Genomic DNA, 25,884 nt, shown 5'->3' on the forward strand with positions numbered 1-25,884 from the left:
AGCGCGGGAGCAGGCGTGGACGTACGGGGCACGGTGGCACCGGGATTCGAGGTGGTACGGGACGCTTTCGTCCGTAACTTCGAGCAGCGCGGCGAACGGGGGGCAGCCGTCGCGCTCTACCACCACGGCAGCAAGGTCGTGGACCTGTGGGCGGGGACGAGAGACGTCGACGGCGCCGAACCCTGGGCCGTGGACACCGTGCAGATCGTCCGCTCGGCCGGGAAGGGGATCGCGGCCGCCGTGCCGCTCCTGCTGCACCAGCGCGGCCAGGTGGACCTCGACGCGCCCGTCGGTACGTACTGGCCGGAGTTCAAGGCCAACGGCAAGGAGCGCGTCCTCGTGCGCCACCTCCTCGCCCACCGGTCCGGAGTGGCCGCCCTCGACACGACGCTGACCCCCGAGGAGGCCGCCGACCAGGTGTCGGGGCCCAGGGCCGTCGCCGAGCAGCGGCCCCAGTGGGAGCCCGGCACCGACCACGGCTACCACGCCCAGACCTACAGCTGGATCGTCGGGGAACTGGTCCGCCGGGTCACCGGGCGGACCATCGGCCGCTGGATCGCCGAGGAGATCGCACGCCCGCTCGGCCTGGACTTCTGGTTCGGGCTCCCCGAGGACGAGGCGCACCGGATCGGACGGATCGGCCCCGTCGAACCCCCGCCGGCCGAAGGCAGCGGTGCCCTGCGGATGCGCCCCAAGCGGTCCGTCGTCGACGCCTACGGCGACCCGGACTCGCTCACCCGGCGCGCCTTCGGGGCGATCGACCCCTTCCCCGACGAGAACGACCCGGGCTACCGCGCGGCCGAACTCCCCGCGTCCAACGGCGTCGCGACCGCGCGGGGACTCGCCCGCTGCTACGCCGCCATGATCGGCGAGGTCGACGGGCACCGGCTGTTCGCCCCGGCGACCCTCACGCTGGCCCGCACCGAGGAGTCCGCGGGGCCGGACCGGGTGCTCGTCGTCAACACCCGTTTCGGGCTGGGCTACATGCTGCACGGCCCGTCCGCGCCGCTTCTCGGCCCCGGATCGTTCGGGCACCCCGGCCGCGGGGGCTCGCTCGGCTTCGCCGACCCCGAATCGGGTATCGCGCTCGGCTATGTGACGAACGGTCTGCAGAAGGGAGTCACCGCCGATCCCCGTGCCCAGGCCCTGGTCAGGGCAGTACGGTCGGCGCTATGACTCCTCCTCGCTTCCACGGGTACGCCGCGCTCCTCACCGGCGCGGGACAGGGCATCGGGGCGGCCACCGCCCGCCGGCTGGCCTCCGAGGGCGCGGCCGTCCTGGTCACCGACCTCGACGCCGGACGCGCCGAGCGCACGGCGGCCGCGATACGCGAGGCGGGCGGCACCGCCGAATCCCTGGCCTGCGACGTGGGCGACCGGGCGGCGGTCGACGCGGCGGTGGCCCACGCGGTCGCCGCGTTCGGCCGGCTCGACGTCCTGGTCAACAACGCCTACGCCAACCACGACGACGCCCCGCTCTTCGAGGACGAGACCGACGAACCCTGGGCCCGCACCCTCGACATCACCCTGAACGGCCCCTACCGCTGCTCCCGTGCGGCGCTGCCGCACCTGGTCGCCTCCGGCCGGGGCGCCATCGTCAGCATCGGCTCGGTCAACGGCGAGCAGGACTTCGGGGGGCATGCCTACAGCGCCGCGAAGGCGGGCCTGGCCAGCCTGACGCGTACGCTCGCGGGCCACGCGGGACCACGCGGTGTCCGCGTCAACCTCGTCGCCCCCGGCACGATCCGCACGGATGCCTGGGCGGGCCGCGACGAGGCACTCGCGAGGGCGAGCGCCCTCTACCCGCTCGGCCGGATCGGCGAACCGGACGACGTCGCGTCCGCCGTCGCCTTCCTCGCCTCCCCGGACGCGCGGTGGATCACCGGGATCACGCTGCGGGTGGACGGCGGTCTCCTCGCCGTCAACACGGGGTTCCGCGAGGCGATGACGGGGGAGACCGAAACCCGGTAGCGGGGGCGGCGGCCCACGCTCTACTCTCCCCCGATGATCGACCACGGTTACACCGACCGGACCGGCCGCCCCGTCACCCTGCGCGAGGTCACCGACGACACCTGGCGCGCGGTCGCGGACGTCGCGCCGCTCGACGGCCAGCGCGACTTCGCCCCCGCGCTCGCGGCCCGCTATCTGCTTCTCTCCTCGCGCGAGGACACCTGGCACTCACTCGCCGTCCACGCCGGGGACGTCCCGCTCGGCCATGTGATGTGGGCCCGGGACGAGGACGGTTCGTACTGGATCGGCGGGGTGCTGGTCGACGGCCCCGAGCAGGGCACCGGGGTCGGGCGCGCCGCCGCGCGCACGCTCGCGGAGTGGCTCGCGGGCCGCGACGGCTGCGAGGTGATCCGGCTGTCCTACGACCCGGCCAACACGGCCGCCGCGGCGCTCTGGACCTCGCTCGGGTTCCGCCCGACGGGCGAGGCCGAGGACGACGAGGTGGTCGTGGAACTGGCCGCCTCGGCCGCCGTGCCGGGGTGACAGGACGGGGCCCGCTTCCGCCTGCCGTCGGCCGGTCGACATTCGGTACGTCCGGGGACAGGTCACAAAAATTGGGTGGCTAAACGCCCGGACCGCCCATTACTGATAACGCTTGCGGCATTACTTGATCGATCGTTAGGATCATGAAGTAATTGCCCATGCCAACAGGGGGTTCATCATGGCTTTTTCGCGCGCCCGGGTTATTGCCGCGCTTTCGGTTCCGGTCACTGCCGCCACGCTTCTGGTAGCGGCTCCGTCGGCGAGCGCGGCAGCGGGGGCTTCCTGCGACGCGAGCGCGGGTACCGGCTGTCTGCGGCTGTACTACAACAGCAACCGGCAGGGCTCCAGCACCTATTTCTACGGCAGCAACGTATCCAACTTCGCCTCCTACACCTTCCTGACGTCCGGTGCGGGTAAGGGAGTGACCGTCAAGAACAATGCGGCGTCGGCCATCAACGACGCCAACAGCAGCACCACCATCTTCTACAACAGCAACTACGGCGGTGCCTGCGACACCCTGACGTTCTACGCGATCGCGGATCAGCTGCGCAACACGTACAACAACAACGCGTCGTTCAAGTTCGACACCAGCGGATCGAGCTGTTACAAGTTCTGATCCGTCCGCCGCCACGGCTGCCCGGTGCCCGGAAGTGACACCGGGTGGCCGGCGGCCGTGGTGCCGACACTTCTCGTTCCTCTGAATTCCGCACCCTGGATCGGCGCTCATCAGGTGAAAAGAAAAAGCTTCCCTTTCCGTGTTGTCGCCGCGTCGGGTTTCGTACTCTCGATCGGGCTTCTCGCGGGCTGCTCCGGGCCGGCGGAATCCGGCGGAAATGATGCGGACGCGGGGCGGACGAACGCATCGCCGGGTGCCGCTGGATCCGGTGGCGCTTCCCCGTCCGCATCCGAGGACTTCACCTTCCGGCTGCCCATCGCCGAGTATTCCTATACGGAGGCGCAGAACGCGGACATCGGTGCCGCGGAGGATGTGCTCACCGAGCGTTGCATGAAGAGGCTGGGCCTCCCCTACACCGCCCGGAAGGCACCCGGGGTGTCCAGGGCCTCGGACCGGAGGTACGGGCTGTCGAGCGCCGAGGACGCCGCCCGGTACGGCTACCACCTGCCACCGAAGGCCTCGTTCAACCCGAACAAGGGCCTGAGCACGACCACGCTCATCGCCCTCTACGGCAGGTCCGCCGGGATCGACGGAGAGGCGGACCCGGCGTTGGACATCCCTGCCCGCGGCTGCCGGGGCGAGGCCGCCGAGTCCCTGGACGCGGACCACCGGTACCCGGCCGGCGCGGAGATCGCGAGCGGCATCGCGAGGCGCAGTTATCAGGAATCCGTCGAGGACTCCCGGGTGCGGGAAGCCGTCCGCCGGTGGTCCGACTGCATGACGGAGCGCGGGTACACCTATTCCGATCCGCTGGCGGCCCTCGGCGACGAGCGCTTCCTGGACAAGGGCATCAGCAAGCGTGAGGTGGAGACCGCGCGGGCGGACATGGAGTGCAAGACCCGGGTCGGGCTCCTCCGGACGTGGTTCTCCGCGGAGACCGCGATCCAGAAGAAGATGATCGCCGCCGAGCCAGCCGAACTGGCGAAGCTGAAAGAGGTGCATACCTCGAAGGCCGCCGCGGCCCGCGAGGTCACCGGCCGGGACTGACGCGGGCCGCCTCCCGGCACCCGGGGTCCTCTCCTCAACTCGTGTGCAGCATCAGGCCGATGCCCACCACCATCAGTCCGGCCGCGGCGATCCGCGGGGCCCCGAAGCGCTCCTTGAAGAACAGCGCGCCTATCGCGGCACCCACGATGATCGAGGACTCCCGCAGCGCGGCGACCGGGGCGAGCGGGGCCTTCGTCTGGGCCCACAGGACGAGTCCGTAGGCCGCGACCGACAAGGCCGCGCCGAGGAGGCCCCGTGCCACGAAGGGCCGGAGCTGGGGCAGGAGTTCGCCCCGTCTGCGCGCGTAGGCGTACGCGGGGATGACCAGGCCCTGCGCGATCATCAGCCAGCCGATGTAGCCGACCGGGGTCCCCGAGGCGCGTACCCCGGCCCCGTCGACCGTGGTGTAGCCGGCGATGGCCAGCCCCGTCGCGAGGGCCGCCAGGATCGCCGGCGGGTGAGGCCGGTCGCCGGAGCCGCGGATGCCCCACAGCGCCAGCCCGACGAGTCCGGCCGAGGCCACGGCCACGCCCGCGGTCGCCCAGCCGTCCGGGATCTCACCGATGAGGACGGCCGCCAGCACCGTCACGACGAGCGGGGCCGTGCCTCGGGCGATCGGGTACATCTGGCCGAAGTCGCCGAGGGTGAACGAGCGCATCAGCAGCAGCATGTAAGCCACGTGCAGGGCCGCCGAGGCCAGCAGATACGGCCAGGCGCCCGCCGCGGGGAACGGAGCGAGGCAGACCAGGACGGCTCCGATCAGCGCCCCTCCGCCCGAGATCAGGGTGAAGGAGAGCAACTGGTCACGTATCGCGTGGGCGATGGCGTTCCAGCTCGCGTGCGTGATCGCGGCGGCCAGGACGGCCGCCGCCACCAGCGGCGTCACGCGGTCCGCTCACGCACGTCCACGAGGGTGCCGCCCGCGCGGTCGACCAGGTCGGCCGGAGCGATCCGGAAGACGGCGTGCGGATGGCCCGCGGCCGCCCACACCTCGGCATGGCCGAGCAGCCCACGGTCGGCCAGCACCCGGGTCTTCGTGCGGTGCCCGAAGGGCGGAACCCCGCCGATCGCGTAGCCGGTGGTCTCGCGGACGAGGTCGGCCCGCGCCCGCTCCACCTTCGCGGCGCCCAGCTCGCCGCGTACGAGTTCCAGGTCCACCCGGGAGGAGCCGTCCATCAGGACCAGGACGGGTACGCCGTCCGCCTCGAAGATCAGGGACTTGACGATCTGGCTGAGTTCGCAGCCGATCGCCGCCGCGGCCTCCACCGCGGTGCGGGTGGCGTCGGGGAAGCGGCGTACCTCGACGTCGAGGCCCAGCTCCCTCAGAGCTTCGGCGAACCGGGGATGGGCCTCGGACGTGGTCGTGGCGGCGGGGGTGGCGTCGGAAGTGCTCATACCCCGCACGCTACTGAAACGGCCCCGAGGCCGACCACCGCCTTTCCGGCGGCTGTGGCCGGCCTCCCCCTGCCGCGAGGGCGCCCGAGCCCCCGCGGCCTTCGGGTCACGACCCCGCGCGCAGCACCGCCGCCACCACCGGGCCCGCCGCGTCGCCGCCGTGGCCGCCGGACTGGACGACCGCCGCTGCCGCGAGGTCGTCGCTGAAACCGGTGAACCAGCTGTTGGACGTGCCCTGTCCGTCGACCTCGGCGGAGCCCGTCTTGGCGCCCTTGTCTCCGCCGACCGAGGCCATGGCCGCCTTGCCGGTGCCCCAGGACGCGGTGGCCCGCATCATGTCGTTCAGCTGCCGGGTGACGCTCGGCGACAGCGAGCGGGACGCGGTCGCGAGCTGACGGTCGTCCAGGTCCCGGGGGACGATCACCGGCTGGTGGAACGTGCCGGTGCGGGCGGTCGCCGTGATGGACGCGATGTTGAGCGCGTTCATCTGGACGGTGCCCTGGCCGATGTACTGGGCCGCCGCCTCACCGCCGGTCTCGTCGGGCACGCTGCCGTCGAAGGACGTGATGCCGGTCTTCCAGTCGAGCCCGATCCCGAAGACGTCGCGGGCCTCCGCGGGCAGCGCGGAGTCGTCCTCGGTGTCGTCGATCAGCTTGATGAGGGCGGTGTTGCAGGAGCGGGCGAAGCTGGTGATGAACGGGTCGGTGGGCGGAAGCTCGAAGTAGTCCAGGTTGTGGAACGTGCGGCCCTGGTAAAGGACTTCCTTGGGGCACTCCGTCGGTCCGTCCGCCGTGACCAGGCCCTTCTCCAGGAGCATCGCGGCGGTCACGATCTTCAGTGTGGAACCGGGTGCCTGCTTGCCCTGCATCGCCGCGTTGAAGCCGGTCGCCGGGTTGTTCGCGACGGCGCGGATCGATCCGGTGGACGGCCGCACGGCGACCACGGAGGCCCCGCTGAACTGCTTGACCGCCTTCTCCGCCGCCGCCTGGGCCTCCGCGTCGAGGGTGGTCTGCAGCTTGCCGGGCTTCCCCTTGGCGAGCGTCAGCAGCGTGGTGTTCGCCGCGGACCCGCCCTCGGGCTCGATCCAGGTCTCGATGCCGGGAGAGCCGCCGGTGCTGTCGCCGTACTTCTCACGCAGGCTGTCCAGGATCGGCCCCAGCGACGGGTACGTCTCCTTGTCGAGCACCTTGCCGTCGTGGTCGACGGCCTCGATCGCGGCCGTCGACGACTCGCCCGTCCTCAGCACCGCCCCGTCGGTCAGCTGCGGATGGATCACCGTGGGCTGCCAGTCGACGAGGGCCTTTCCGCTGGTCAGTCCCCGCACCACGGTCAGCTCGGAGGAGTACGACCAGGGCTTGGTCCTCCCCTCGTACGACACCGTCGCCTTCACCGTGTACGGCACCTTCGTGCCGACGGCGGGGCCCGGGGTGATCACCGCCTCGGTGACGTGGGCGTCCGAGGCGTAGCCGGCCAGCAGCGGCTGCGCGACCGCCTCGTTGTTCGTGAGGCCCGCCGCGGCCGACGCGTCGCCGGACGCCCAGGCCTCGAGGAAGCCCTTGGCGGTCTCCTCTATTTCCTCCTTGCCCGGTGGCCCGGTCCTCACCTCCGAGGACGCGGCGGCGGTCTGGGTGCCCCCTTCGCCGCCCCCCAGCACCACTTCGTACACGCCGTAGCCGAGTCCTCCGGCCACCAGCACGAACACCCCGCCGACCATGGCGACCTTCGCTCCACCGCGCATCTGTCCGATCCCCTCCCCGTGAGCTTCCTTGAACGTGTTCAAGTGGGCATGCCTTCGGCACTGTACGGGACAGGAGCGAGCCCTGTGACGGTTGTTACCGGACCGCTATGCGGGGCGAGAGAGCGCTTTCCGCCGTCGGGAGTCAGGTTCCGGCCACGCCGGGCAGGGAAGCCCGGCGACGGTGCCCGGACCCGTGCACGACGACAGCCCACCGCCCGTCCACGGACCACGCGGCACGTGATCCGTCGACGGGCGGTGGGCTGTGCGCGCGCCGCCGGCCGGCCTACACCCAGGTGTCCAGCCACATCCGGTCGCGCCAGGAGCCGTCCGGGATCGAGGTGCCCGTGTAGATCGGCCAGAAATAGACGAAGTTCCAGATGATCAGCAGCACCAGGACACCCGCCGCGATCGTGCCCAGGGTGCGTCTGCGCTCGCCCGCCGGGTCGGTGGTGTCCGTCTCCGGACGGTGTCCGGCGGCCGCGCCGACCGCCGGGCCGATGAGGGCGCCGACCAGCATCGTGACCGCCAGGCACAGGAACGGCACGAACACGACCGCGTAGAAGAGGAAGATCGTCCGCTCCTGGTAGAGGAACCAGGGCACCCAGCCGGCCGCCACCCCGCACGCGATCGCTCCCGCCCGCCAGTCGCGGCGGAAGAACCAGCGCCACAGGACGTACAGCAGCGCCACGCACGCCGTCCACCAGAGCAGCGGGGTGCCGAGCGCCAGGACCTCACGGGCGCACTTGCCGGTCCCGGAGGTGAGGCAGCCCGTCTGCTCCTCGTAGAAGTACGAGACGGGGCGGCCCAGCACGATCCAGCTCCACGGATTGGACTGGTAGGTGTGGCCGGAGGTCAGGCCGACGTGGAACTCGTAGACCTGGTACTCGTAGTGCCAGAGGCTGCGCAGCCAGTCCGGCAGCCAGGTCCAGCTGCCGCCCTTGCCCTCGGTGGCCGCCCAGTTGCGGTAGTACCCCTTGTCCGTGACGATCCAGCCGGTCCACGAGACCAGGTACGTGCCGATCGCGACCGGCACGGTGGAGACGAACGCGGGCAGCAGGTCCTTGAGGGCCACGGCCCGGTACGGCTGCACCGCGCCCGCCGTACGCCGCGCACCGACGTCCCAGAGCACCGCCATCACGCCGAACGCGGCCAGGATGTAGAGACCGTTCCACTTCGTGGCGAAGGCCAGGCCGAGCATCAGGCCGGCCGTGATCCGCCACGGGCGCCACCCCAGGCGGAGCGTTTCGGCGATGTGGGCGTCCGGGCGCAGGACCCCGTCCTCGTCGACCGGGAGTGCCGCGGCCAGTTTCCGCCGGGACCAGTCGCGGTCGATGAGCAGGCAGCCGAAGGCCGCGACGACGAAGAACATCAGCACCAGGTCGAGCAGCGCGGTGCGGCTCATCACGAAGTGCAGTCCGTCGACGGCCAGCAGGGTGCCCGCCAGGCAGCCCAGGAACGTCGAGCGGAAGAGCCGGCGTCCGATGCGGCACAGCATCAGCACCGAGAGGGTGCCGAGCAGCGCCACCATGAAGCGCCAGCCGAACGGGGTGAAGCCGAAGAGCTGCTCCCCGAAGCCGATGATCCACTTGCCGACCGGCGGATGGACGACGTAGCCCGGGTCCACCGGGATGTCCACGGAGGACGGGTCCTTCAGGATCAGCTTGTCGACGTCCTTGGGCCAGGAGCCCTCGTACCCCTGGTTGACCAGGGCCCAGGCGTCCTTGGCGTAGTACGTCTCGTCGAATATCACCGCCTTCGGGCTGCCGAGGTTCCAGAACCGGAGCACTCCGGCCACCAGCGCCACCAGCAGCGGACCGCCCCAGGCGGACCAGCGCACCAGGTGCCCGGCGAGCGTCGGGGGCACCGCGAGCACGCTCCAGAACTGGCCGCCGGGGCGGGTGTAGGGCGGGACCAGGCGCTCGCGCAGCCCCGTCTCCGGCCGTGGGGAATGGCCGAAGCGGCGCAGCCGCTGCTGCCAGGAAGGCGGCTGGTCGCCGGCGTGATCCCCGGCGTCGTTGCCCTGCCGGGCCTCGGGCGCAGTACTCGTCACCGCGCCATCGTAGGGAACGCATCTGTGCGAGTGGTGCCGCCCGTGCTGGGAGGATGGGCGATGTGACTGGAACGACTGGAACGCTCGTACTCGCAGGGACCCCCATCGGCGACGTGGCGGACGCCCCGCCACGGCTCGCCGCCGAGCTGGAGACGGCCGACGTCGTGGCCGCCGAGGACACCCGGCGGCTGCGCAGGCTCACCCAGGCGCTGGGCATCCACACGACGGGGCGTGTCGTGTCCTACTTCGAGGGCAACGAGTCCGCGCGTACGCCCGAACTCGTCGAGGCGCTGGCCGGCGGCGCGCGGGTCCTGCTCGTCACCGACGCGGGGATGCCGTCGGTCTCCGACCCCGGCTACCGGCTGGTCGCCGCAGCCGTGGAACAGGACATCAAGGTCACCGCCGTGCCGGGACCCTCCGCCGTGCTGACCGCACTCGCGCTGTCCGCCCTGCCCGTGGACCGCTTCTGCTTCGAGGGCTTCCTGCCGCGCAAGGCGGGCGAGCGGCTCGGGAAGCTGCGCGAGGTCGCCGACGAGCGCCGCACGATGGTCTTCTTCGAGGCCCCGCACCGGCTGGACGACACCCTGGCCGCGATGGCCGAGGTGTTCGGCGCGGACCGCAGGGCCGCCGTGTGCCGGGAACTGACCAAGACGTACGAGGAGGTCAAGCGCGGCCCCCTGGGCGATCTGGCCGTCTGGGCGGCCGAAGGCGTGCGCGGCGAGATCACCGTCGTCGTCGAGGGGGCCACGGACTCCGGGAACGAGAACCTGGACCCCGCCGAGCTGGTGCGCAGGGTGCAGGTGCGCGAGGAGGCGGGGGAGCGGCGCAAGGAGGCCATCGCGGCGGTCGCCGCCGACGCGGGGCTGCCCAAGCGCGAGGTCTTCGATGCGGTGGTGGCGGCAAAGAACGCGGCTCGGACCGGCCAGGAACAGGGCAAAGGACTAGCCTGAAATGTAAAGCCCTAGCCGGGAACCGGGCCCCACGGCCACGGATCGGCCAAAAGCGTTCCAACACTCGGCAGACCTGGTGCCTCGCCGCCGGTGAGGGCGTCCACTTGAGGGTGGAACGCACCATCCGGAGTGCTTGTCCGGAGTGCTTGTCCATCGGACAAGAGGAGCAGGCATGAGTGAGATCGCAGCACCCACCGTGCACGAGGCGTATGCCTTCGCCTGCATGCGGTGTGGATACGGCTGGGAACAGGCCTACGAGATAGAACACCACGTCGACCACTCGGGCAACGCCTACGTGGTCTACAAGGCGGACGGGCAGCGTGTGCCCTCGCCACTGTCCACCCCCACCTGCGCGAAGTGCGGCGGCCACGTGGTCCGGATCATGCGGGCCGGCCGGGTCTCCACCGTCCAGCAGCTGCTCCGGCCCCCGCAGACCGTGCCCGTGGCGAAGCCCGCCGAGGAGCCGGCGGCCGAGGAGATGGCCGTCGCGGCGGTGCGCGCTCCCGGGCCCGAGGCGCACCACTGGCACCTGTCCGACCTGCTGCGTCCCTTCCACCGGCGGTGAGAGAGAGCTCATGCCCTCGTAGAGTCGGGGGCATGAGCCGTACCGAAGCCCCGCCGCTCCCCGAACCCCTCAGGGTCCCGGTCGCCGATTCGCACACCCATCTGGACATGCAGGACGGAACCGTCGAGGAGGGCCTGGCCCGCGCCGCGGCGGTCAACGTCACCACCGTCGTCCAGGTGGGCTGCGACGTGAAGGGCTCGCACTGGGCCGCCGAGACCGCCGCCGCCCACCCGTCCGTCCACGCCTCCGTCGCCCTGCACCCCAACGAGGCGCCCCGCATCGTGCACGGCGACCCCGAGGGCACCGCCCGGCAGGGGGCACGCGAGCCCGGCGGGAAGGCGGCACTCGACGAGGCCCTCGCCGAGATCGACGCCCTCGCCGCCCTCGCCCACGTACGCGCGGTCGGCGAGACCGGCCTCGACTTCTTCCGTACGGGCCCCGAGGGCGTCGCCGCCCAGGAGGAGTCCTTCCGGGCGCACATCGAGATCGCCAAGCGGCACGGAAAGGCCCTGGTCATCCACGACCGGGAGGCCCACGCGGACGTCCTGCGCGTCCTCGCCGACGCGGGCGCCCCGGAGCGGACCGTCTTCCACTGCTACTCCGGGGACGCCGAGATGGCCCGGATCTGCGCGGCGGCCGGATACTTCATGTCCTTCGCCGGGAACGTCACCTTCAAGAACGCGCAGCCGCTGCGCGACGCCCTGGCCGTCGCACCCACCGATCTCGTGCTCGTCGAGACGGACGCCCCCTTCCTCACCCCCGCGCCGTACCGCGGCCGGCCCAACGCGCCCTACCTGATCCCGGTCACGCTCCGCGCCATGGCCGAGGTGCGGAACACCGACGAGGACACCCTGGCCGCCGCCGTCTACGACAACACCGCCCGGGCGTTCGACTTCTGACGCCCACCGCGCGCCCCTCCCGACACGTTGGGTAATCGTACGACTTCGGAAGGTCGCGGGGTCTCGGCTATCGTGCCCGCGCAACGGGGTCGGCAGGCCGGAACGTCTAGAGCGTCGTGGGCCACTCGCAGGGCAGTCACCGCGCGCCGCGCGGCAGTCGGCGCACGGTGCGGGCCGTGGCGCGGGTCCCCGTCCCGCCCCCGGCTCCGCCGCGCTCCCTCCACGAGGAGCGGACGATCGTCGCCCGGTGGGCGCCGGACTTCCCGCAGGTCCACCACCCCACCGTCCTGGACACCCCGCTGCCGGCCCGGCCGCCCGCCCCGCGCCGGAAACCCGCCGGCCACCGGGCGGCCCCACGGCACCGGGGCGCCCCGGAGAGCCTGCGGCGGATCGTCCCGCGCGCCCTGGTCGTCGCCGTCCTGGCCGGCGGGACCGTCGCGTTCCTCGTCCAGGACAAGGCCGTCCGCGTCAGCGTCGACGGGACCTCCCGCACCCTGCACACCTTCGCCGACGACGTCGGGGAACTCCTCGACGCGGAAGGTGTCACGGTCGGCGCCCGCGACACCGTCGCCCCGGCCCCCGCCACCGGGCTCGACGACGGCGACGAGATCGTCGTCCGGCGGGGGACACGCGTCTCCGGCCCCGCGCCGGGGCGTGCCCCCGGGTCCCGCGGCGGCCGTAGGCTTAACGGGTGAGCACCACTGAGCCCGACGCCCTCCTGGGCCCCGCAGACATCCGCGAGCTGGCCGCAGCGCTGGGCGTACGCCCCACCAAGCAGCGCGGCCAGAACTTCGTCATCGACGCCAACACGGTCCGCAGGATCGTACGGACCGCCGAGGTGCGGCCCGACGACGTGGTGGTCGAGGTCGGGCCCGGCCTGGGCTCGCTGACCCTGGCCCTGCTGGAGGCCGCCGACCGGGTCGTCGCCGTGGAGATCGACGACGTGCTCGCGGGCGCGCTGCCGGCCACGGTCGCCGCCCGGCTGCCGGGGCGCGCCGACCGTTTCGCCCTGGTCCACTCGGACGCGATGCTCGTCACCGAGCTCCCGGGTCCGGCGCCGACCGCGCTCGTCGCCAACCTGCCGTACAACGTCGCCGTGCCGGTCCTGCTCACCATGCTGGAGCGGTTCCCCAGCATCGAGCGGACGCTGGTGATGGTGCAGGCGGAGGTCGCCGACCGACTGGCCGCCCGCCCCGGCAACAAGGTGTACGGCGTCCCGTCGGTCAAGGCCAACTGGTACGCCGACGTCAAGCGCGCCGGGTCGATCGGCCGCACGGTGTTCTGGCCCGCGCCCAACGTCGACTCGGGGCTGGTGTCCCTGGTCCGGCGTACGGAACCCATCCGCACGACCGCGAGCAGGACCGAGGTCTTCGCCGTCGTGGACGCCGCCTTCGCCCAGCGCCGCAAGACGCTGCGCGCGGCCCTGTCCGGCTGGGCGGGCTCCGCCCCCGCCGCCGAGGCCGCCCTCACCGCCGCGGGGATCTCGCCGCAGGCACGGGGCGAGGCGCTCACCGTCGAGGAGTTCGCCGCCATCGCCGAGAACAAGCCGGAGCCCTCCGCATGACCCGCAGCGTCACCGTCCGCGTACCCGCCAAGGTCAACGTGCAGCTCGCGGTGGGCGCCCCCCGCCCCGACGGCTTCCACGACCTGGCCAACGTCTTCCTGGCCGTCGGTCTGTACGACGAGGTCACCGTCACCCCGGCCGACACCCTGCGCGTCACCTGCGAAGGACCGGACGCCGCCCAGGTGCCGCTGGACACCACGAACCTGGCGGCCCGCGCCGCCCTCGCCCTCGCCGCCCGGTACGGCGTCGCGCCCGACGTGCACATCCACATCGCCAAGGACATCCCCGTGGCCGGCGGCATGGCGGGCGGCAGCGCCGACGGTGCCGCGGCCCTGCTGGCCTGCGACACCCTGTGGGGCACCGGTGCGAGCCGGGAGGAACTCCTCGAGATCTGCGCCGAGTTGGGCAGCGACGTGCCGTTCAGCCTGGTCGGCGGTGCGGCCCTCGGCGTCGGCCGGGGCGAGCGGCTGACCGCCGTCGAGGTCGGCGGCACCTTCCACTGGGTGTTCGCCGTCGCCGACGGCGGGCTCTCCACCCCGGCCGTGTACGGGGAGTTCGACCGCCTGACCGCCGGCACCGACGTCCCCGAGCCCGCCGCGTCCCCCGCGCTCCTGACCGCCCTGCGCAAGGGGGACGTCACCGCGCTCGCGGGCGCCCTGGGCAACGACCTCCAGGCCGCGGCCCTCTCCCTGCGCCCCTCGCTGGCCGGCACCCTCGCGGCGGGCACCGCCGCGGGCGCCCTGGCCGCGCTGGTCTCCGGGTCGGGGCCGACCACGGCGTTCCTCACCGCCGACGAGGAGTCGGCCCGCAAGGTCGCCGACGCCCTGCTGGCGTCGGGCACCTGCCGCAGCGCACGGGTCGCGCCGTCGCCCGCTCCGGGGGCCACCGTCGTCTGACCGCGGGTACTCATGCGGAAAATGAGTACGGTCGCGCTGACGCCCCCCTGGGGCACAGCGCGACCGTAGGCGCATGGGAACACACGTGCCCGACCTGGCCGAGGCGACACCCGTCACCCGGGACCGCTACATAGACCTCCTGCGCGTCCTCTCGCTCGGCACGGTCGTCCTCGGCCACTGGCTGATGGCCGCCGTCACCACCGACGGGGTCGGCAACCTCCTCGCCGTCGTGCCGGAGCTCCAACTGCTCACCTGGGTCCTTCAGGTGATGCCGGTGTTCTTCTTCGTCGGCGGCTTCTCCCACGCCCTGTCCTACCGGTCCCTGCTCCGCAGGCGCCCCGAGGACTCCACCGGCTCGGTGTACCCGTCCTTCCTGCGGGCCCGGCTGCAACGCCTGCTGAGGCCCACCATGGTCTTCGTGCTGGTCTGGGGCGTGGCCGCGCTCGTCGTCCAACTCCTCGGCGTCGGTGGCGGGCTGACGGGCGTGACCCTGCGGCTGGTCACCCAGCCCCTCTGGTTCATCGGGATCTACCTGGCGATGGTGGCGTTCACCCCCGCCCTGCTGAAGCTGCACGACCGGCTCGGCTGGGGCGCGTTCGCCGCGCTCGCGGGAGCGGCCGCGACGGTGGACCTCCTGCGGTTCGCCGCAGGGGTCCCCTACGTCGAGTTCCTCAACTTCGCGTTCGTCTGGCTCGCGGTGCACCAGCTCGGCTTCCTCCGGGCCGACGGCCGCATCCGCCGGCCCGCGCTCCTCGCCGGGACCGGGCTCGTGGCCGCCGTGGCGCTGGTGGCCCTCGGCCCGTATCCGCTGTCCATGGTCGGGATGCCCGGGGAGAAGATCAGCAACATGGCGCCCCCGACCCTGGCCCTGCTCGGGCACGGCCTCTGGCTGGTCGGAGCGGTCGAGCTGCTGCGGGCCCCCGGGAGCAGGCTGGTCGCCGTGCCCCGCGTCTGGAGCGCGGTCGTGGCCGCCAACGGCGTCGCGATGACCGCCTTTCTCTGGCACCTCACCGCGATGCTCGGCGTGTACGGCACGATGCTCGCCCTCGGCCTTCCGCTGCCCGAGCCCGCCACCGGCGCCTGGTGGGCGCAGGCCCCGGTGCGGATGACGGTCGCCGCCGCGGTCACCGCGGTGCTGGTCGCCGCCTTCCGCACGTTCGAGCGCCCCGCCCGGGTCGCCGCCCCGTCCCGGGGCTCCGGCGGAGCGGGGGCGGTCGCGGCGATCGGCGTGACCCTCGCCCTGCTCGGCGTGCTCGGGCTGTCCATGGTCGGCTACGCGGGACTGCTGGAAGGGCACACGGCACTGCTGATCGCCGTCCATGTCAGTGCCCCGGCGGCCGTCGCGATGGCCCTCGGCGGCTGGCTGCTGGTGGAGCGGGCGGGGCGCTGAGGGCCGGTCCGCCGCAGGTCGGTCAGCCTCCTCGATCCTGTACGTCATCCTGTACGTACAGGATGACGTACAGGCGTGGATCCGGAGGGGCGACGACCGGTCGTCTACTCCTCAGCCCAGCTCCAGCGTCCTCTTCGCGAGCTCGTAGGCGGGGAGCATCTCCTCGTGCTCCTGCGAGTCCAGCCCGCCCAGGTGCACCACGACCGGGCCGGCGGGCGTCGAGACGGCGAAGGCGTGCTCCGTCTTCCTCTCGTCCAGCAGTTCGACGTTCACCGTGTACTCGACCTCGACGGCGGCCAGGGAACCAGCCCGCATCTCGGCGTACGCGGCCTTGCTCGCGTTCGGGTCACCTGCCACGAAGTCCTCCAGCGCCGCTCGCGGCGTGGTGCCGGACCCCTTGCCCTGCCAGACGCGGAGGTAGCCGATGTTCCCGGCCGGTTTGGCGTCGATCTCGCAGACCATCGTGGCCGAACCCTGCTGCCCCAGTTCCGCGAACGCGGATCCGGGCTCCACCTCCACGGCCTGCGGCTTCCAGTCCGCCGCGAGGCCGAACGTCACCGGAAGCGCGCAGGCCGAGCCCTTCCCGCCGAGGGTGACGCCCTTCTCCGGGGCGACACCCGTCGCGGCCGCCGCGGGGGAGCCGGTCCCGGTCCCGCCGGGGTCCACGCCCGCGTCCGTGCCGCCGCCTGACGACGAACAGCCGGCGAGCGCCAAGGCCGCCGCGACCGCCGGAATCAGTGCCCGTAGCGTCACACGCATCATGAAGTCCCCACCCCAGAGATGATCCGAACCGCTCCGACCTGGGGTTATGCCCCATGATCGATCGCCGCACGCTATCGCACCCCGCGCGGCGACTACGCTGGGACGTCGAGCGGTCCCCGACGCAGGGATCCCCGAGGCAGGAGTGAAATGGCCGTCAATCTGGTCAATGTCGAGCAGGTCAGCAAGGTGTACGGCACCCGTGCCCTGCTCGACGGTGTATCCCTCGGGGTGTCCGAGGGCGACCGGATCGGCGTCGTCGGCCGGAACGGCGACGGCAAGACGACGCTCATCCGGATGCTCGCCAAGCTGGAGGAGGCGGACACCGGCCGGGTCACCCACAACGGCGGGCTGCGCCTCGGTGTCCTCACCCAGCACGACTCGCTGGACCCGAAGGCCACCATCCGGCACGAGGTGATCGGCGACCTCGCGGACCACGAGTGGGCGGGCAGCGCCAAGATCCGTGACGTGCTGACCGGGCTCTTCGGCGGCCTCGCGCTCCCCGGCTTCGAGCACGGCCTCGACACCGTCATCGCTCCGCTCTCCGGTGGTGAGCGGCGTCGGATCGCGCTGGCGAAGCTGCTGATCGCCGAGCAGGACCTGATCGTTCTCGACGAGCCCACCAACCACCTCGACGTCGAGGGGATCTCGTGGCTCGCCGGACATCTGCGGGCCCGGCGCTCCGCGCTCGTCTGCGTCACCCACGACCGGTGGTTCCTGGACCAGGTCTGCACCCGGATGTGGGACGTCCAGCGCGGCTCGGTCCACGAGTACGAGGGCGGCTACAGCGACTACGTCTTCGCCCGGGCCGAGCGGGAGCGGATCGCCGCGACCGAGGAGTCCAAGCGGCAGAACCTGATGCGCAAGGAGCTGGCCTGGCTGCGGCGCGGTGCCCCCGCCCGTACGTCCAAGCCGCGCTACCGCATCGAGGCCGCCAACGAGCTGATCGCCGACGTGCCGCCGCCCCGCGACACGAGCGAGCTGATGAAGTTCGCCAACGCGCGGCTCGGCAAGACCGTGTTCGACCTGGAGGACGTGACCGTCCAGGCCGGCCCCAAGACCCTGCTCACCCACCTCACCTGGCAGCTCGGCCCCGGTGACCGCATCGGCCTGGTCGGCGTGAACGGCGCGGGCAAGACCTCGCTGCTGCGTGCGCTCGCCGAGGCGTCCCGCAGCCAGGGCGACGTACAGCCCGCCGAGGGGAAGGTCGTCGTCGGCAAGACGGTCAAGCTCGCCTACCTCTCCCAGGAGGTCGCGGAACTCAACCCGAACCTGCGGGTGCTCGAAGCGGTCCAGCAGGTGCGCGACCGCGTCGATCTCGGCAAGGGCCGGGAGATGACGGCCGGACAGCTCTGCGAGCAGTTCGGCTTCGCCAAGGAGAAGCAGTGGACCCCGGTCGGCGACCTGTCCGGTGGTGAACGCCGGCGCCTGCAGATCCTGCGTCTGCTGATGGACGAGCCCAACGTCCTCTTCCTCGACGAGCCCACCAACGACCTGGACATCGAGACGCTGACCCAGCTGGAGGACCTCCTCGACGGCTGGCCCGGATCGATGATCGTGATCTCCCACGACCGGTTCTTCATCGAGCGCACCACGGACAAGGTGATGGCGCTCCTCGGCGACCGCGCGCTGCGGATGCTGCCGCGCGGCATCGACGAGTACATCGAGCGCAGGCAGCGCATGGAGGAGACGGCCACGCCCGCCTCCTTCGCCGGGTCCTCGGCGCCCAAGGCGGCGCCGGCCGAGACCGTCTCGCCGCAGGCCGCGCGCGCGGCGAAGAAGGAGCTGCAGAAGGTCGAGCGGCAGCTGGAGAAGATGTCGACGAAGGAGACGTCGCTGCACGCGCAGATCGCCGACAACGCCACCGACTTCGAGAAGGTCGCCAAGCTCGACGCCGAGCTGCGCGAACTGGTGGCGGAGCGGGACGTGCTGGAGATGCGCTGGCTGGAGCTGGCCGAGGACGCCTGACGGGCAGTCCGGTCCGGGCCGGGCGGGTGGGAGGAAAGTAGGGCCGCTCGGGTTGGCGTGGCCCTGCGGAGCCATGCCGCTCGAGGGGGATCCCGCCGATGACCCAGCCGCCCGCCCGGCCGCCGCAGGAGGGCTTCAAAGCGCCCTACGACCCGCCGCCGGGACACCCCCGCCGGGCGGGCGTTTCATGATGCCGCTGCGCCTGGAGAGCGGGAAGGCTCTGGTGCACGTACAGCCCGCGTACCGCAAGAGCGGTGAGATCGGGTCGCTGGACCCCGCGACCGGGGCGTACACGGCCCTGCTGAAGCACCCGGAATCGGCGGCCGGCACCGAGAACACGCTCTTCCTGCCGAAGGTCGCCTGCCGCGACGGGCGCTCCTTCCTCCTCCCGCAGCGGATCAGCGAGGACGAGGACGAGGCGGAGAAGGCGGCGACCGGTGTGCTGGTCTTCGGTGAATGACGGGGTGACTGCGAGGGTTCCGTGAAAGAGGCGCAGCTGAGGGCGAGTTGACGGAGCGTCGGCAGAGGGCGCCCCGGACGGCCACGACAGGCGCGTAACGACGGCATCACGGCCCGGTTCTCCCTTGGGAACAGGGCATGGACCGAACCGCTGCCAGGTGCGGTACGGGTGGTACAAAGAAGCCCCGCTCGACTGTCGTAACGCCGCGGAAGCCATGCCCGATTCGCTCCTTTCCGGGGGGAATTCAGAGATTTCTTGCACGTATCCTCTGATCCCAGCGGAATCGCGGGGGAGACCGGACCGGGCACCGGACCGCACGAAGGGGGACGTGCTGATGACCCAGCCGCCCAGCCAGCAACCGCCGCAGGGGGGCTTCGGGGCTCCGCAGGATCCGCAGGGCACCCCCCAGCCGCCCCAGCCGCAGTCACCGCCGCAGGTGCCGCCCGCCCCTCCGCAGTCACCGCCCTCCGGTGCTCCGCAGGCGCCCCCGACGCAGCCGGGCTACGGCTACCCGCAGGCACCCGGCGCGCAGCCCGGCTACGGCTACCCCCAGGCCCCCGGCCCGTACGCCCAGCAACCCGGTCCGTACGGCGCCCCGTCGGGCCCGTACGCGCAGCAGCCCGGGCCCTACGGCCAGCAGCCCGGTCCGTACGCGCAGCAGCCCGGGTACGGCTACCCGCAGCAGCAGTACCCCGGCGCTCCGGCGCCCGGCGGCTCCGGCGGCGGCCCCTTCAAGGGCAAGCCCGCCGTCATCATCGGGGCGGCGCTCGCCGCGCTCCTCGTCGTCGGCGGGGGCATCTTCCTCGTCACGAGCGGCGGTGACGACGAGGGCAAGGACCCCGTCGCCAAGTCCAGCGGTGAAGCCGTGCGCCCGAGCGAGTCGGCCGAGGTCGACCAGGGCGACGGCAAGGGCGACGGCCGTGAGGCGAACGACGACCTCAACGCCGGGCGCAAGGACGGTGAGGCCAAGGTCCTCTGGCTGACGAAGAACGACGTCGACCTGCCCCGCAACGGCAAGAACGTGTACGGCCCGTGGATCGTCGGCGACACGGTCGTCAAGGGCATGTACCGGTCGGTCAACGGCTACTCGGCGGCCGACGGCAAGCAGAAGTGGAGCCTGCCGCTGCCCACCGACATGTGCGCGGCGCCCGGTAACCCCACGGCCGACGGCAAGATCGTCATCGGCGTGATGAACGGAACCACCGACAAGGCCGACTGCGCCGACCTGCAGATGATCGACCTCAACACCGGCAAGGCCGGCTGGAAGAAGTCGGTCAAGAAGAACGGCACCTGGGACCTGCTGTCCGACATCGGTCTGGCGATCAGCGGTGACACCGTGACCGTCGGCCGTACGAGCAACTCCAACGGCTACCGGGTCAGCGACGGCAAGGAACTGTTCGGTAATCCGTCGGGCAACTGCAAGCCGTTCGCCTTCGCCGGCGGTCCCAAGCTCATCGCCGCGGCCAACTGCCGCACCGACGACGTGAACAAGCCCCAGCACCAGATCCAGGAGATCGACCCGGTCACCGGCAAGGCCAAGTGGTCCTACCAGCCCAAGCGCGGCTGGGAGGTCGCGAAGGTCTACTCGGTGAACCCTCTCGTCGTCTCGCTGACCCAGCGCGAGGAGAAGAAGTGGGGCATCCTCGCGCTCAGGGAGAACGGGACGCTCCGGTCCCAGCTGATCAGTGACAAGGGGGACAACCCCTCCGTCGACTGCGGGCACGACTTCGCCATCTTCGGGGCGAAACTCGAAGGCTGCAGCGGCATCGCCGCCGACGCCAACACCTTCTACATGATGACCGAGGACGACACCAGCGGCTCCGGCCGCACCAACAAGGTCCTCGCCTTCGACCTGAACACCGGCAAGACCAAGTGGAAGTCGGCGGCCCCCGCCGAACGCACCATGAAGCCGCTGCGCATGGAGGGCGGCAACGTCCTGGTCTACCTGGAGCCCTCGTACGACAAGGGCGGGGCGATCGCGACGATCGCACCCACCGGAGGCGCGCCGAAGGTACTGCTCCAGCACCCGGACTCGACGACCCGGATCGAGAACTTCTTCTCGTCGAAGATCGTCTACACGGGCGGCCGTTCCATCATCGTCAGCGATCGCGTCAGCGCGAGCAACGACGAGGAGGAGAAGGAGCAGACGACCATGATGGCCTTCGGCAAGTGACGGCCGACCACGGCAACCGCAGCCCTTCCTTCTCCGACCCCGCAGAGGTACGTACGCCATGACTCAGCCGCCCCAGCCGCCCAACGAACCGCCCCAGGGCGGATTCGGCCCCCCGCAGGACCCGCCGCCCGGAGGGTTCGGCGCACCCACCCCGCCGCCCGCCGACCCGCTCGCGAAGCAGCCCCCGGCCACGCCGCCCACCCCGCCCGCCGGCGGATACGGCTCTCCGCCGCCTCCGCCCGCCGGTGGCTACGGGGCTCCGCAGACCCCGGCGTACGGCTACCCGCAGGCCCCGCCCCCGGGACAGCCGCCGACCCAGCCCGGCTACGGCTTCCCGCAAGGGCCGCCGCCCGGCATGCACCCGCAGCAGGGGTACGGCTACCCGACCGCACCGATGCAGCCCCAGTACGTCGCCCCCCAGCCCGGTGGCGGCAAGAAGTTCAACACCCAGATGAAGATCATCGTCGCCGCGGTCGTCGCCGTGGTGCTGATCGTCGGCGGCGGAGTCCTCTACGCCACCGGCAGCGGTGACGAGGGCGGCAAGCAGGACGTCGCCTCCGGCGGGACGACCGGCGGCGAGGGCAAGGGCGGCGAGGGCGACGGCCTGGCCGGCGGGACCGAGAAGGCCCCGTCCGACACCAAGTCCAAGATCGGCTTCCAGCTGCCCCACCCGAAGGTCACCGACACCACGGTCGTCGACGGCTCCTGGGTCACGGACAAGGTGTACGTGAAGACCGGCGTGTACGAGGTCGCGGGCTACGACCTCGCCAAGGGCACGAAGGTCTGGTCGATCCCGCTGAAGGGCCAGGTCTGCGCGGCGTCCCGGCACATGAGCAAGGACTACAGGACCGCCGTCGTCTTCCAGGAGGGCAAGCCGAGCGCCGCGGACAAGTACCCCTCCTGCAACCAGGTCGGAGCGCTCGACCTCGCCACCGGCAAGCTCATGTGGAGCAAGTCCGTCACCTCGGCGTCCAGCGGTGACAAGCCCGTCAGGTTCGGCGAGGTCACGCTCAGCGGCTCCACCGTCGCCGCGGGCGGCACCAGCGGCGGCGCCGCGTTCAACCTCGCCGACGGCGCCGAGCTCTGGAAGCCCAAGGCCGACACCAACAACTGCTACGACATGGGCTACGGCGGCGGCGACGCCCTCGCCGTGGTCCGCAAGTGCGGCAGCTACGACGCCCCGCAGCTCACCATCCAGGCGCTGAACCCGACGACCGGCGCGCCGCTCTCCTCGTACGCGATGCCGGCCGGCGTCGAGTACGCGAGCATCGTCTCCACCAAGCCGCTCGTCGTCGCCGCCGACGTGGGTGACACCGCGGGTGACGGCAGCAGCATCTCGGACTTCTTCTCCATCGACGCGGCCACCGGCAAGCTCATCGTCCGGATCTCGGCCGACGCGGACAAGTACGCCGCGGAGTGCGGTTCCACCGAGGTCGAGCAGTGCGGCTCGCTGGCCGTCGGCAACAACCGGATCTACGTGCCGACCGAGGAGCACGAGGGCGGCGGCGAGTACGGCGACACCAACGAGATCGTCGCCTTCGACCTCACCACCGGCAAGCTCGTCGGCGGAAGGGCGGACGCGGGCGACCGCTACACGCTGACCCCGCTGCGGATGGACGGCACCAACGTCATCGCGTACAAGCGGCCCCCGTACGACAAGGGCGGCCAGATCGTGTCCATCGACGGCTCCACGTTCAAGGAGACCGTGCTGATGGTCAACCCGGACGACGAGGCGGTGCGCGACGCGGAGACCAGCTTCTCCGTGGACTACGCCGAGTTCATCTACGAGAAGGGGCGGCTGTTCATCTCCGAGAAGATGGTCAGTGAGCCCAGCAAGTCCAGTTCGCTGGACGACAAGCAGTACCTCGTCGTCTCCTTCAGCACCGACTGACCCGCCCGGCCCGCTCCCGGGCCATCCGTAACGGCCCTGCCGGTCGATCAACGACCGGCAGGGCCGATCGTTTTACGACGGGCATCCGGCCTCGAACGACTCATAATTCGGCATTCCGGGGAGCTTCTTGCCGGTAGTGGGCACGAGGTGTCGAACAAGCGTGTAGCTTGCCGGGTCAGAGAGGCCGGGGGGCCTGTTCAGGGACACGCAGCGGCACAGCGCTGTACACATGGGGGCTTTCCGATGGGCGTGCGGCTCATGGTGGTCGATGACCACCGTCTGCTCGCCGAGGCACTCGCCTCGGCACTCAAATTGCGCGGACACCGGGTGCTCGCGGCGGCCGCGCCGACGGCGGGGGCGGCGGAACTGGTCATCAGCAGGGCGCCGGAAGTCTGTCTGTTCGGCACGGCCGCGCCCGCCGAACCCGGGGCGTTCGACCCGATCACCAGGATCGGACGGGAGCGCCCCCAGGTGGCCGTGGTGGTGCTCGGCCCGGTGCCGGACCCGCGGGGGATCGCCGCCGCCTTCGCCGCGGGAGCGGCCGGTTACGTGCGGCACGACGAACGCATCGAGGGCGTGGAGCGCGCCATGATCAAGGCCCGTGCGGGAGAGGTCGCGGTCGCCCCGCAGCTGCTGCGGGGCGCGTTCACCGAGCTGCTGCATCCCGTGGTCCAGCCGGACGACGAAGGGCAGCGGCTGCTGCGGATGCTGACCCCGCGTGAGGTGGAGGTGCTGGTCAGGGTCGCCGAGGGGGAGGACACCCGGCTGATCGCCGCCGGCATGGGCATCGCACCGAGTACCGCGCGTACGCATGTGCAGCGGGTGCTGATGAAGCTGGGCGTCGGTTCGCGGCTGGAGGCGGCCGCCCTCGCGGCCCGTACGGGGCTGCTCGACCGGGCGGCGGGAACGCCGCGGGGGCCGGACGGCCTCGCGTGAACGCGTGATCGTCCGGCCCCCGCGGGGTGGAGCCGGTCAGTCCTCCGGCGTGCCGGGGGTCTCCTGGGGTACCTGGACCGGGCGGAGCTTCAGCCAGATCAGGAAGAAGAGCCCGAGCACCAGCATGGCCAGGCCCGTCCACAGGTTGATGTGGACGCCCTCGGCCTTCTTCAGGTCGGCTTCGGAGGGGTTGATCCCGGCGATGGTGACGATCACTCCGTAGACCACGAAGAGACCGCCGATGATCCGCCGGATGTCGAAGAGCCGGGCCGCGGTCGCGGACGTGCGCTCCAGTTCGGAGACTTCCTTGTGCAGGTCGGACATGGTGAGTGCCTCCGATCAGAGCGAGTAGGGCAGGTAGCAGAGGGCGGCGAGGACGATGGCGCCCCAGCCGAGCAGGGCGGGCTTGCGGTACCAGGCGCCGTCGCCCTCGTCCGGTGCCTCGTCGGCGTCCGGGGACTCCGTCCCGTAGACCAGACCGGCCAGTTCGGCGTCGGGCTTGGGCGCGGTGAAGAGGGTGACGACGACCATGACGACCGCGCCGGCCACGAAGCCGACGATGGCGGAGACGAAGTTGGCGCCCTGGTCGGAGGGGATGTCGATGATGCCCTGCTCGTAGAAGACGAAGTAGTTCACCATCGCGGCCGTGGTACCGGCGACGAGGCCCCAGACACCGGACTTCATGGAGGCGCGCTTCCAGAACATGCCGATGATGAAGACGACGAACATCGGGACGTTGAAGAACGAGAACAGCGTCTGCAGGTACGTCATGATGTTGGAGAAGCTGGCGGCGATGAACGCCGTGCCGATCGAGGCCAGCACGCCCACCGCGGTGATCACCCGGCCGAAGCGCAGGTAGTAGGCGTCGGACCGGTCCTTCTTCACGTACCGCTGCCAGATGTCCGTGGTGAAGACCGTGTTGAACGAGGACACGTTGGCCGCCATACCGGCCATGAACGCGGCCAGCAGGCCGGTCACCGCGATGCCGAGCACACCGTTGGGGAGCAGTTCCCGCATCAGCAGCGGGATGGCGTCGTTGTACGTGAGGCCGGATTCCTTCGACCCGATGTTCGGGACGACGACGGCGGCGACCAGGCCCGGGATCATCACCGCGAAGACGATGAAGATCTTCGGGAAGGCGGCGATCAGCGGGGTGCGCTTCGCGGCGGACAGGTTCTTCGCGGACAGCGCGCGCTGCACCTCGGCGAAGTTGGTGGTCCAGTAGCCGAAGGAGAGCACGAAACCGAGGCCGAGGATGATCGTCAGCCAGTTGGCGCCGAGCGGGTTGGCGTCACCGATGCCGGTACCGCCCCAGGCGGACATGAAGTCCGCGCCGTGCTGTTTCTCCAGCGAGCCGCTGAGGCCGTCCCAGCCGCCGACACGCTTGAGGCCCAGGATGGTGAGGGGGATGAGCGCGGCGAGGATGACGAAGAACTGCAGCACCTCGTTGTAGATCGCGGAGGAGAGTCCGCCGATGGTGATGTAGAGCAGGACGAACACGCCGGCGACGACGATCGCGACCCAGCGGTCCCAGCCCAGCAGCGCCTCCACGACGATCGACAGGGCGTAGAGGTTCACGCCCGCGATCAGGATCGCCGCGAAGGCGAAGAGTATGGAGCTCAGCAGGTGGGCCGACTTGTCGAAGCGCTGGAGCAGGAACTCCGGCACGGAGCGGACCTTCGACCGGTAGTAGAAGGGCATCATCACCAGGCCGAGGAAGACCATGGCGGGGATGGCGCCGATCCAGTACCAGTGCACGACCGCGACGCCGTACTGCGCGCCGGTGGCCGCCATGCCGAGGATCTCGGTGGCCCCGAGGTTCGCCGCGACGAAGGCCAGGCCGGTCACCCAGGCGGGCAGCGAACGTCCGGAGAGGAAGAAGTCGAGACTCGTCTTCACGCTGGCCCGGGCGGCGAAGCCGATGCCGAGCACCACGACGAAGTAGATCGCCAGAATTGTGTAATCGAGCCCGTTCGTGGGGAGCCGGAGCCCTTCGGCCAGATATTGCATGGGGGGTACTCGCTTCGTTGCGCGAACTGAACCCGAGGGAACCTACGCCTTTGTGTTCAGAAACTGAACAGTTCCAGTGGCGTTC

At 71.3% G+C, this 25,884-nt stretch carries 24 protein-coding genes; 17 read left to right on the forward strand and 7 right to left on the reverse strand.

Features of this window, described 5'->3' with window-relative positions; all coding sequences use genetic code 11:
- Positions 1 to 15: 15 nt before the first annotated feature.
- From IA22_RS0118070 to IA22_RS0118090, 5 genes are all read left to right on the forward strand, one after another.
- Positions 16 to 1,176, forward strand: coding sequence for a serine hydrolase domain-containing protein (locus IA22_RS0118070; RefSeq protein ID WP_014155764.1), 1,161 nt, complete (start codon positions 16 to 18; stop codon positions 1,174 to 1,176).
- Positions 1,173 to 1,970: an SDR family NAD(P)-dependent oxidoreductase gene (locus IA22_RS0118075; RefSeq protein WP_030124164.1), complete on the forward strand. Its 798-nt coding sequence runs from the start codon at positions 1,173 to 1,175 to the stop codon at positions 1,968 to 1,970. The genes IA22_RS0118070 and IA22_RS0118075 overlap by 4 nt, the downstream gene beginning before the upstream one ends.
- Before the next feature lie 33 nt (positions 1,971 to 2,003).
- Positions 2,004 to 2,492, forward strand: coding sequence for a GNAT family N-acetyltransferase (locus IA22_RS0118080; RefSeq protein WP_014155766.1), 489 nt, complete (start codon positions 2,004 to 2,006; stop codon positions 2,490 to 2,492).
- Between the two features lie 178 nt (positions 2,493 to 2,670).
- Entirely contained in the window at positions 2,671 to 3,108 is a 438-nt protein-coding gene (locus IA22_RS0118085; protein ID WP_014155767.1) for a peptidase inhibitor family I36 protein, read from the forward strand.
- 390 nt (positions 3,109 to 3,498) lie between these two features.
- Positions 3,499 to 4,155 carry a hypothetical protein gene (locus IA22_RS0118090; protein WP_238991969.1) on the forward strand — a complete coding sequence of 219 codons (657 nt, stop codon included), beginning with the start codon at positions 3,499 to 3,501 and terminating at the stop codon, positions 4,153 to 4,155.
- 34 nt (positions 4,156 to 4,189) lie between these two features.
- On the opposite strand, the gene IA22_RS0118095 is transcribed toward IA22_RS0118090, so the two are convergent.
- From IA22_RS0118095 to IA22_RS0118110, 4 genes are all read right to left on the reverse strand, one after another.
- The gene (locus IA22_RS0118095; protein WP_014155769.1) at positions 4,190 to 5,041 is read right to left on the reverse strand and encodes a DMT family transporter; all 852 of its coding nucleotides are present in this window, start codon (positions 5,039 to 5,041) and stop codon (positions 4,190 to 4,192) included.
- Positions 5,038 to 5,550 carry a YbaK/EbsC family protein gene (locus tag IA22_RS0118100; RefSeq protein WP_014155770.1) on the reverse strand — a complete coding sequence of 171 codons (513 nt, stop codon included), beginning with the start codon at positions 5,548 to 5,550 and terminating at the stop codon, positions 5,038 to 5,040. The genes IA22_RS0118095 and IA22_RS0118100 overlap by 4 nt, the downstream gene beginning before the upstream one ends.
- 106 nt (positions 5,551 to 5,656) lie before the next feature.
- Positions 5,657 to 7,288 (reverse strand): penicillin-binding transpeptidase domain-containing protein, encoded by a 1,632-nt coding sequence (locus IA22_RS0118105; RefSeq protein ID WP_030124166.1) that lies wholly within the window; start codon positions 7,286 to 7,288, stop codon positions 5,657 to 5,659.
- 283 nt (positions 7,289 to 7,571) lie between these two features.
- Positions 7,572 to 9,338 (reverse strand): dolichyl-phosphate-mannose--protein mannosyltransferase, encoded by a 1,767-nt coding sequence (locus IA22_RS0118110; protein WP_014155778.1) that lies wholly within the window; start codon positions 9,336 to 9,338, stop codon positions 7,572 to 7,574.
- Positions 9,339 to 9,391: 53 nt separating this feature from the next.
- Here IA22_RS0118110 and rsmI point away from each other — a divergent pair, with 53 nt between their 5' ends.
- The 7 genes from rsmI to IA22_RS0118145 all read left to right on the forward strand — a co-directional run bounded on the left by rsmI (position 9,392) and on the right by IA22_RS0118145 (position 15,602).
- Positions 9,392 to 10,288: a 16S rRNA (cytidine(1402)-2'-O)-methyltransferase gene (rsmI, locus tag IA22_RS0118115; RefSeq protein WP_030124167.1), complete on the forward strand. Its 897-nt coding sequence runs from the start codon at positions 9,392 to 9,394 to the stop codon at positions 10,286 to 10,288.
- A gap of 172 nt (positions 10,289 to 10,460) precedes the next feature.
- A complete protein-coding gene (locus IA22_RS0118120) occupies positions 10,461 to 10,853 on the forward strand; it encodes a hypothetical protein (RefSeq protein ID WP_014155780.1) in 393 nt (130 codons plus the stop codon).
- A gap of 32 nt (positions 10,854 to 10,885) precedes the next feature.
- Positions 10,886 to 11,752 (forward strand): TatD family hydrolase, encoded by an 867-nt coding sequence (locus IA22_RS0118125; RefSeq protein ID WP_015577527.1) that lies wholly within the window; start codon positions 10,886 to 10,888, stop codon positions 11,750 to 11,752.
- A 176-nt stretch (positions 11,753 to 11,928) separates the two neighbouring features.
- Positions 11,929 to 12,447, forward strand: a complete 519-nt coding sequence (locus tag IA22_RS38250) for a ubiquitin-like domain-containing protein (protein WP_386186375.1) — start codon at positions 11,929 to 11,931, stop codon at positions 12,445 to 12,447.
- Entirely contained in the window at positions 12,444 to 13,316 is an 873-nt protein-coding gene (rsmA, locus tag IA22_RS0118135) for a 16S rRNA (adenine(1518)-N(6)/adenine(1519)-N(6))-dimethyltransferase RsmA (protein WP_030124168.1), read from the forward strand. The genes IA22_RS38250 and rsmA overlap by 4 nt, the downstream gene beginning before the upstream one ends.
- Entirely contained in the window at positions 13,313 to 14,212 is a 900-nt protein-coding gene (locus IA22_RS0118140; protein WP_015577524.1) for a 4-(cytidine 5'-diphospho)-2-C-methyl-D-erythritol kinase, read from the forward strand. The genes rsmA and IA22_RS0118140 overlap by 4 nt, the downstream gene beginning before the upstream one ends.
- Before the next feature lie 73 nt (positions 14,213 to 14,285).
- Positions 14,286 to 15,602 carry an acyltransferase family protein gene (locus IA22_RS0118145; protein ID WP_030124169.1) on the forward strand — a complete coding sequence of 439 codons (1,317 nt, stop codon included), beginning with the start codon at positions 14,286 to 14,288 and terminating at the stop codon, positions 15,600 to 15,602.
- A 111-nt stretch (positions 15,603 to 15,713) separates the two neighbouring features.
- Here the strand turns inward: IA22_RS0118145 and IA22_RS0118150 are convergent, their stop codons facing one another.
- The gene (locus tag IA22_RS0118150) at positions 15,714 to 16,364 is read right to left on the reverse strand and encodes a lipoprotein (protein WP_030124170.1); all 651 of its coding nucleotides are present in this window, start codon (positions 16,362 to 16,364) and stop codon (positions 15,714 to 15,716) included.
- Positions 16,365 to 16,511: 147 nt separating this feature from the next.
- Between IA22_RS0118150 and IA22_RS0118155 the strand changes: the two genes are divergently transcribed.
- From IA22_RS0118155 to IA22_RS0118175, 5 genes are all read left to right on the forward strand, one after another.
- Positions 16,512 to 18,329: an ABC-F family ATP-binding cassette domain-containing protein gene (locus IA22_RS0118155; RefSeq protein ID WP_015577521.1), complete on the forward strand. Its 1,818-nt coding sequence runs from the start codon at positions 16,512 to 16,514 to the stop codon at positions 18,327 to 18,329.
- Positions 18,330 to 18,516: 187 nt separating this feature from the next.
- Complete coding sequence (locus tag IA22_RS0118160; RefSeq protein WP_030124171.1) at positions 18,517 to 18,789, forward strand: hypothetical protein; 273 nt, start codon at positions 18,517 to 18,519, stop codon at positions 18,787 to 18,789.
- A gap of 334 nt (positions 18,790 to 19,123) precedes the next feature.
- Entirely contained in the window at positions 19,124 to 20,962 is a 1,839-nt protein-coding gene (locus tag IA22_RS0118165) for an outer membrane protein assembly factor BamB family protein (RefSeq protein WP_030124172.1), read from the forward strand.
- A gap of 58 nt (positions 20,963 to 21,020) precedes the next feature.
- Positions 21,021 to 22,853 carry an outer membrane protein assembly factor BamB family protein gene (locus tag IA22_RS0118170; RefSeq protein ID WP_030124173.1) on the forward strand — a complete coding sequence of 611 codons (1,833 nt, stop codon included), beginning with the start codon at positions 21,021 to 21,023 and terminating at the stop codon, positions 22,851 to 22,853.
- Positions 22,854 to 23,096: 243 nt separating this feature from the next.
- Positions 23,097 to 23,789, forward strand: coding sequence for a helix-turn-helix transcriptional regulator (locus tag IA22_RS0118175; protein ID WP_014155792.1), 693 nt, complete (start codon positions 23,097 to 23,099; stop codon positions 23,787 to 23,789).
- A gap of 36 nt (positions 23,790 to 23,825) precedes the next feature.
- On the opposite strand, the gene IA22_RS0118180 is transcribed toward IA22_RS0118175, so the two are convergent.
- Positions 23,826 to 24,113, reverse strand: a complete 288-nt coding sequence (locus IA22_RS0118180; protein ID WP_014155793.1) for a hypothetical protein — start codon at positions 24,111 to 24,113, stop codon at positions 23,826 to 23,828.
- Between the two features lie 15 nt (positions 24,114 to 24,128).
- Positions 24,129 to 25,799, reverse strand: a complete 1,671-nt coding sequence (locus IA22_RS0118185; RefSeq protein WP_014155794.1) for a sodium:solute symporter family protein — start codon at positions 25,797 to 25,799, stop codon at positions 24,129 to 24,131.
- Positions 25,800 to 25,884 lie beyond the last annotated feature (85 nt).

The organism is Kitasatospora papulosa (assembly GCF_000717245.1).
Taxonomy (GTDB): domain Bacteria; phylum Actinomycetota; class Actinomycetes; order Streptomycetales; family Streptomycetaceae; genus Streptomyces; species Streptomyces papulosus.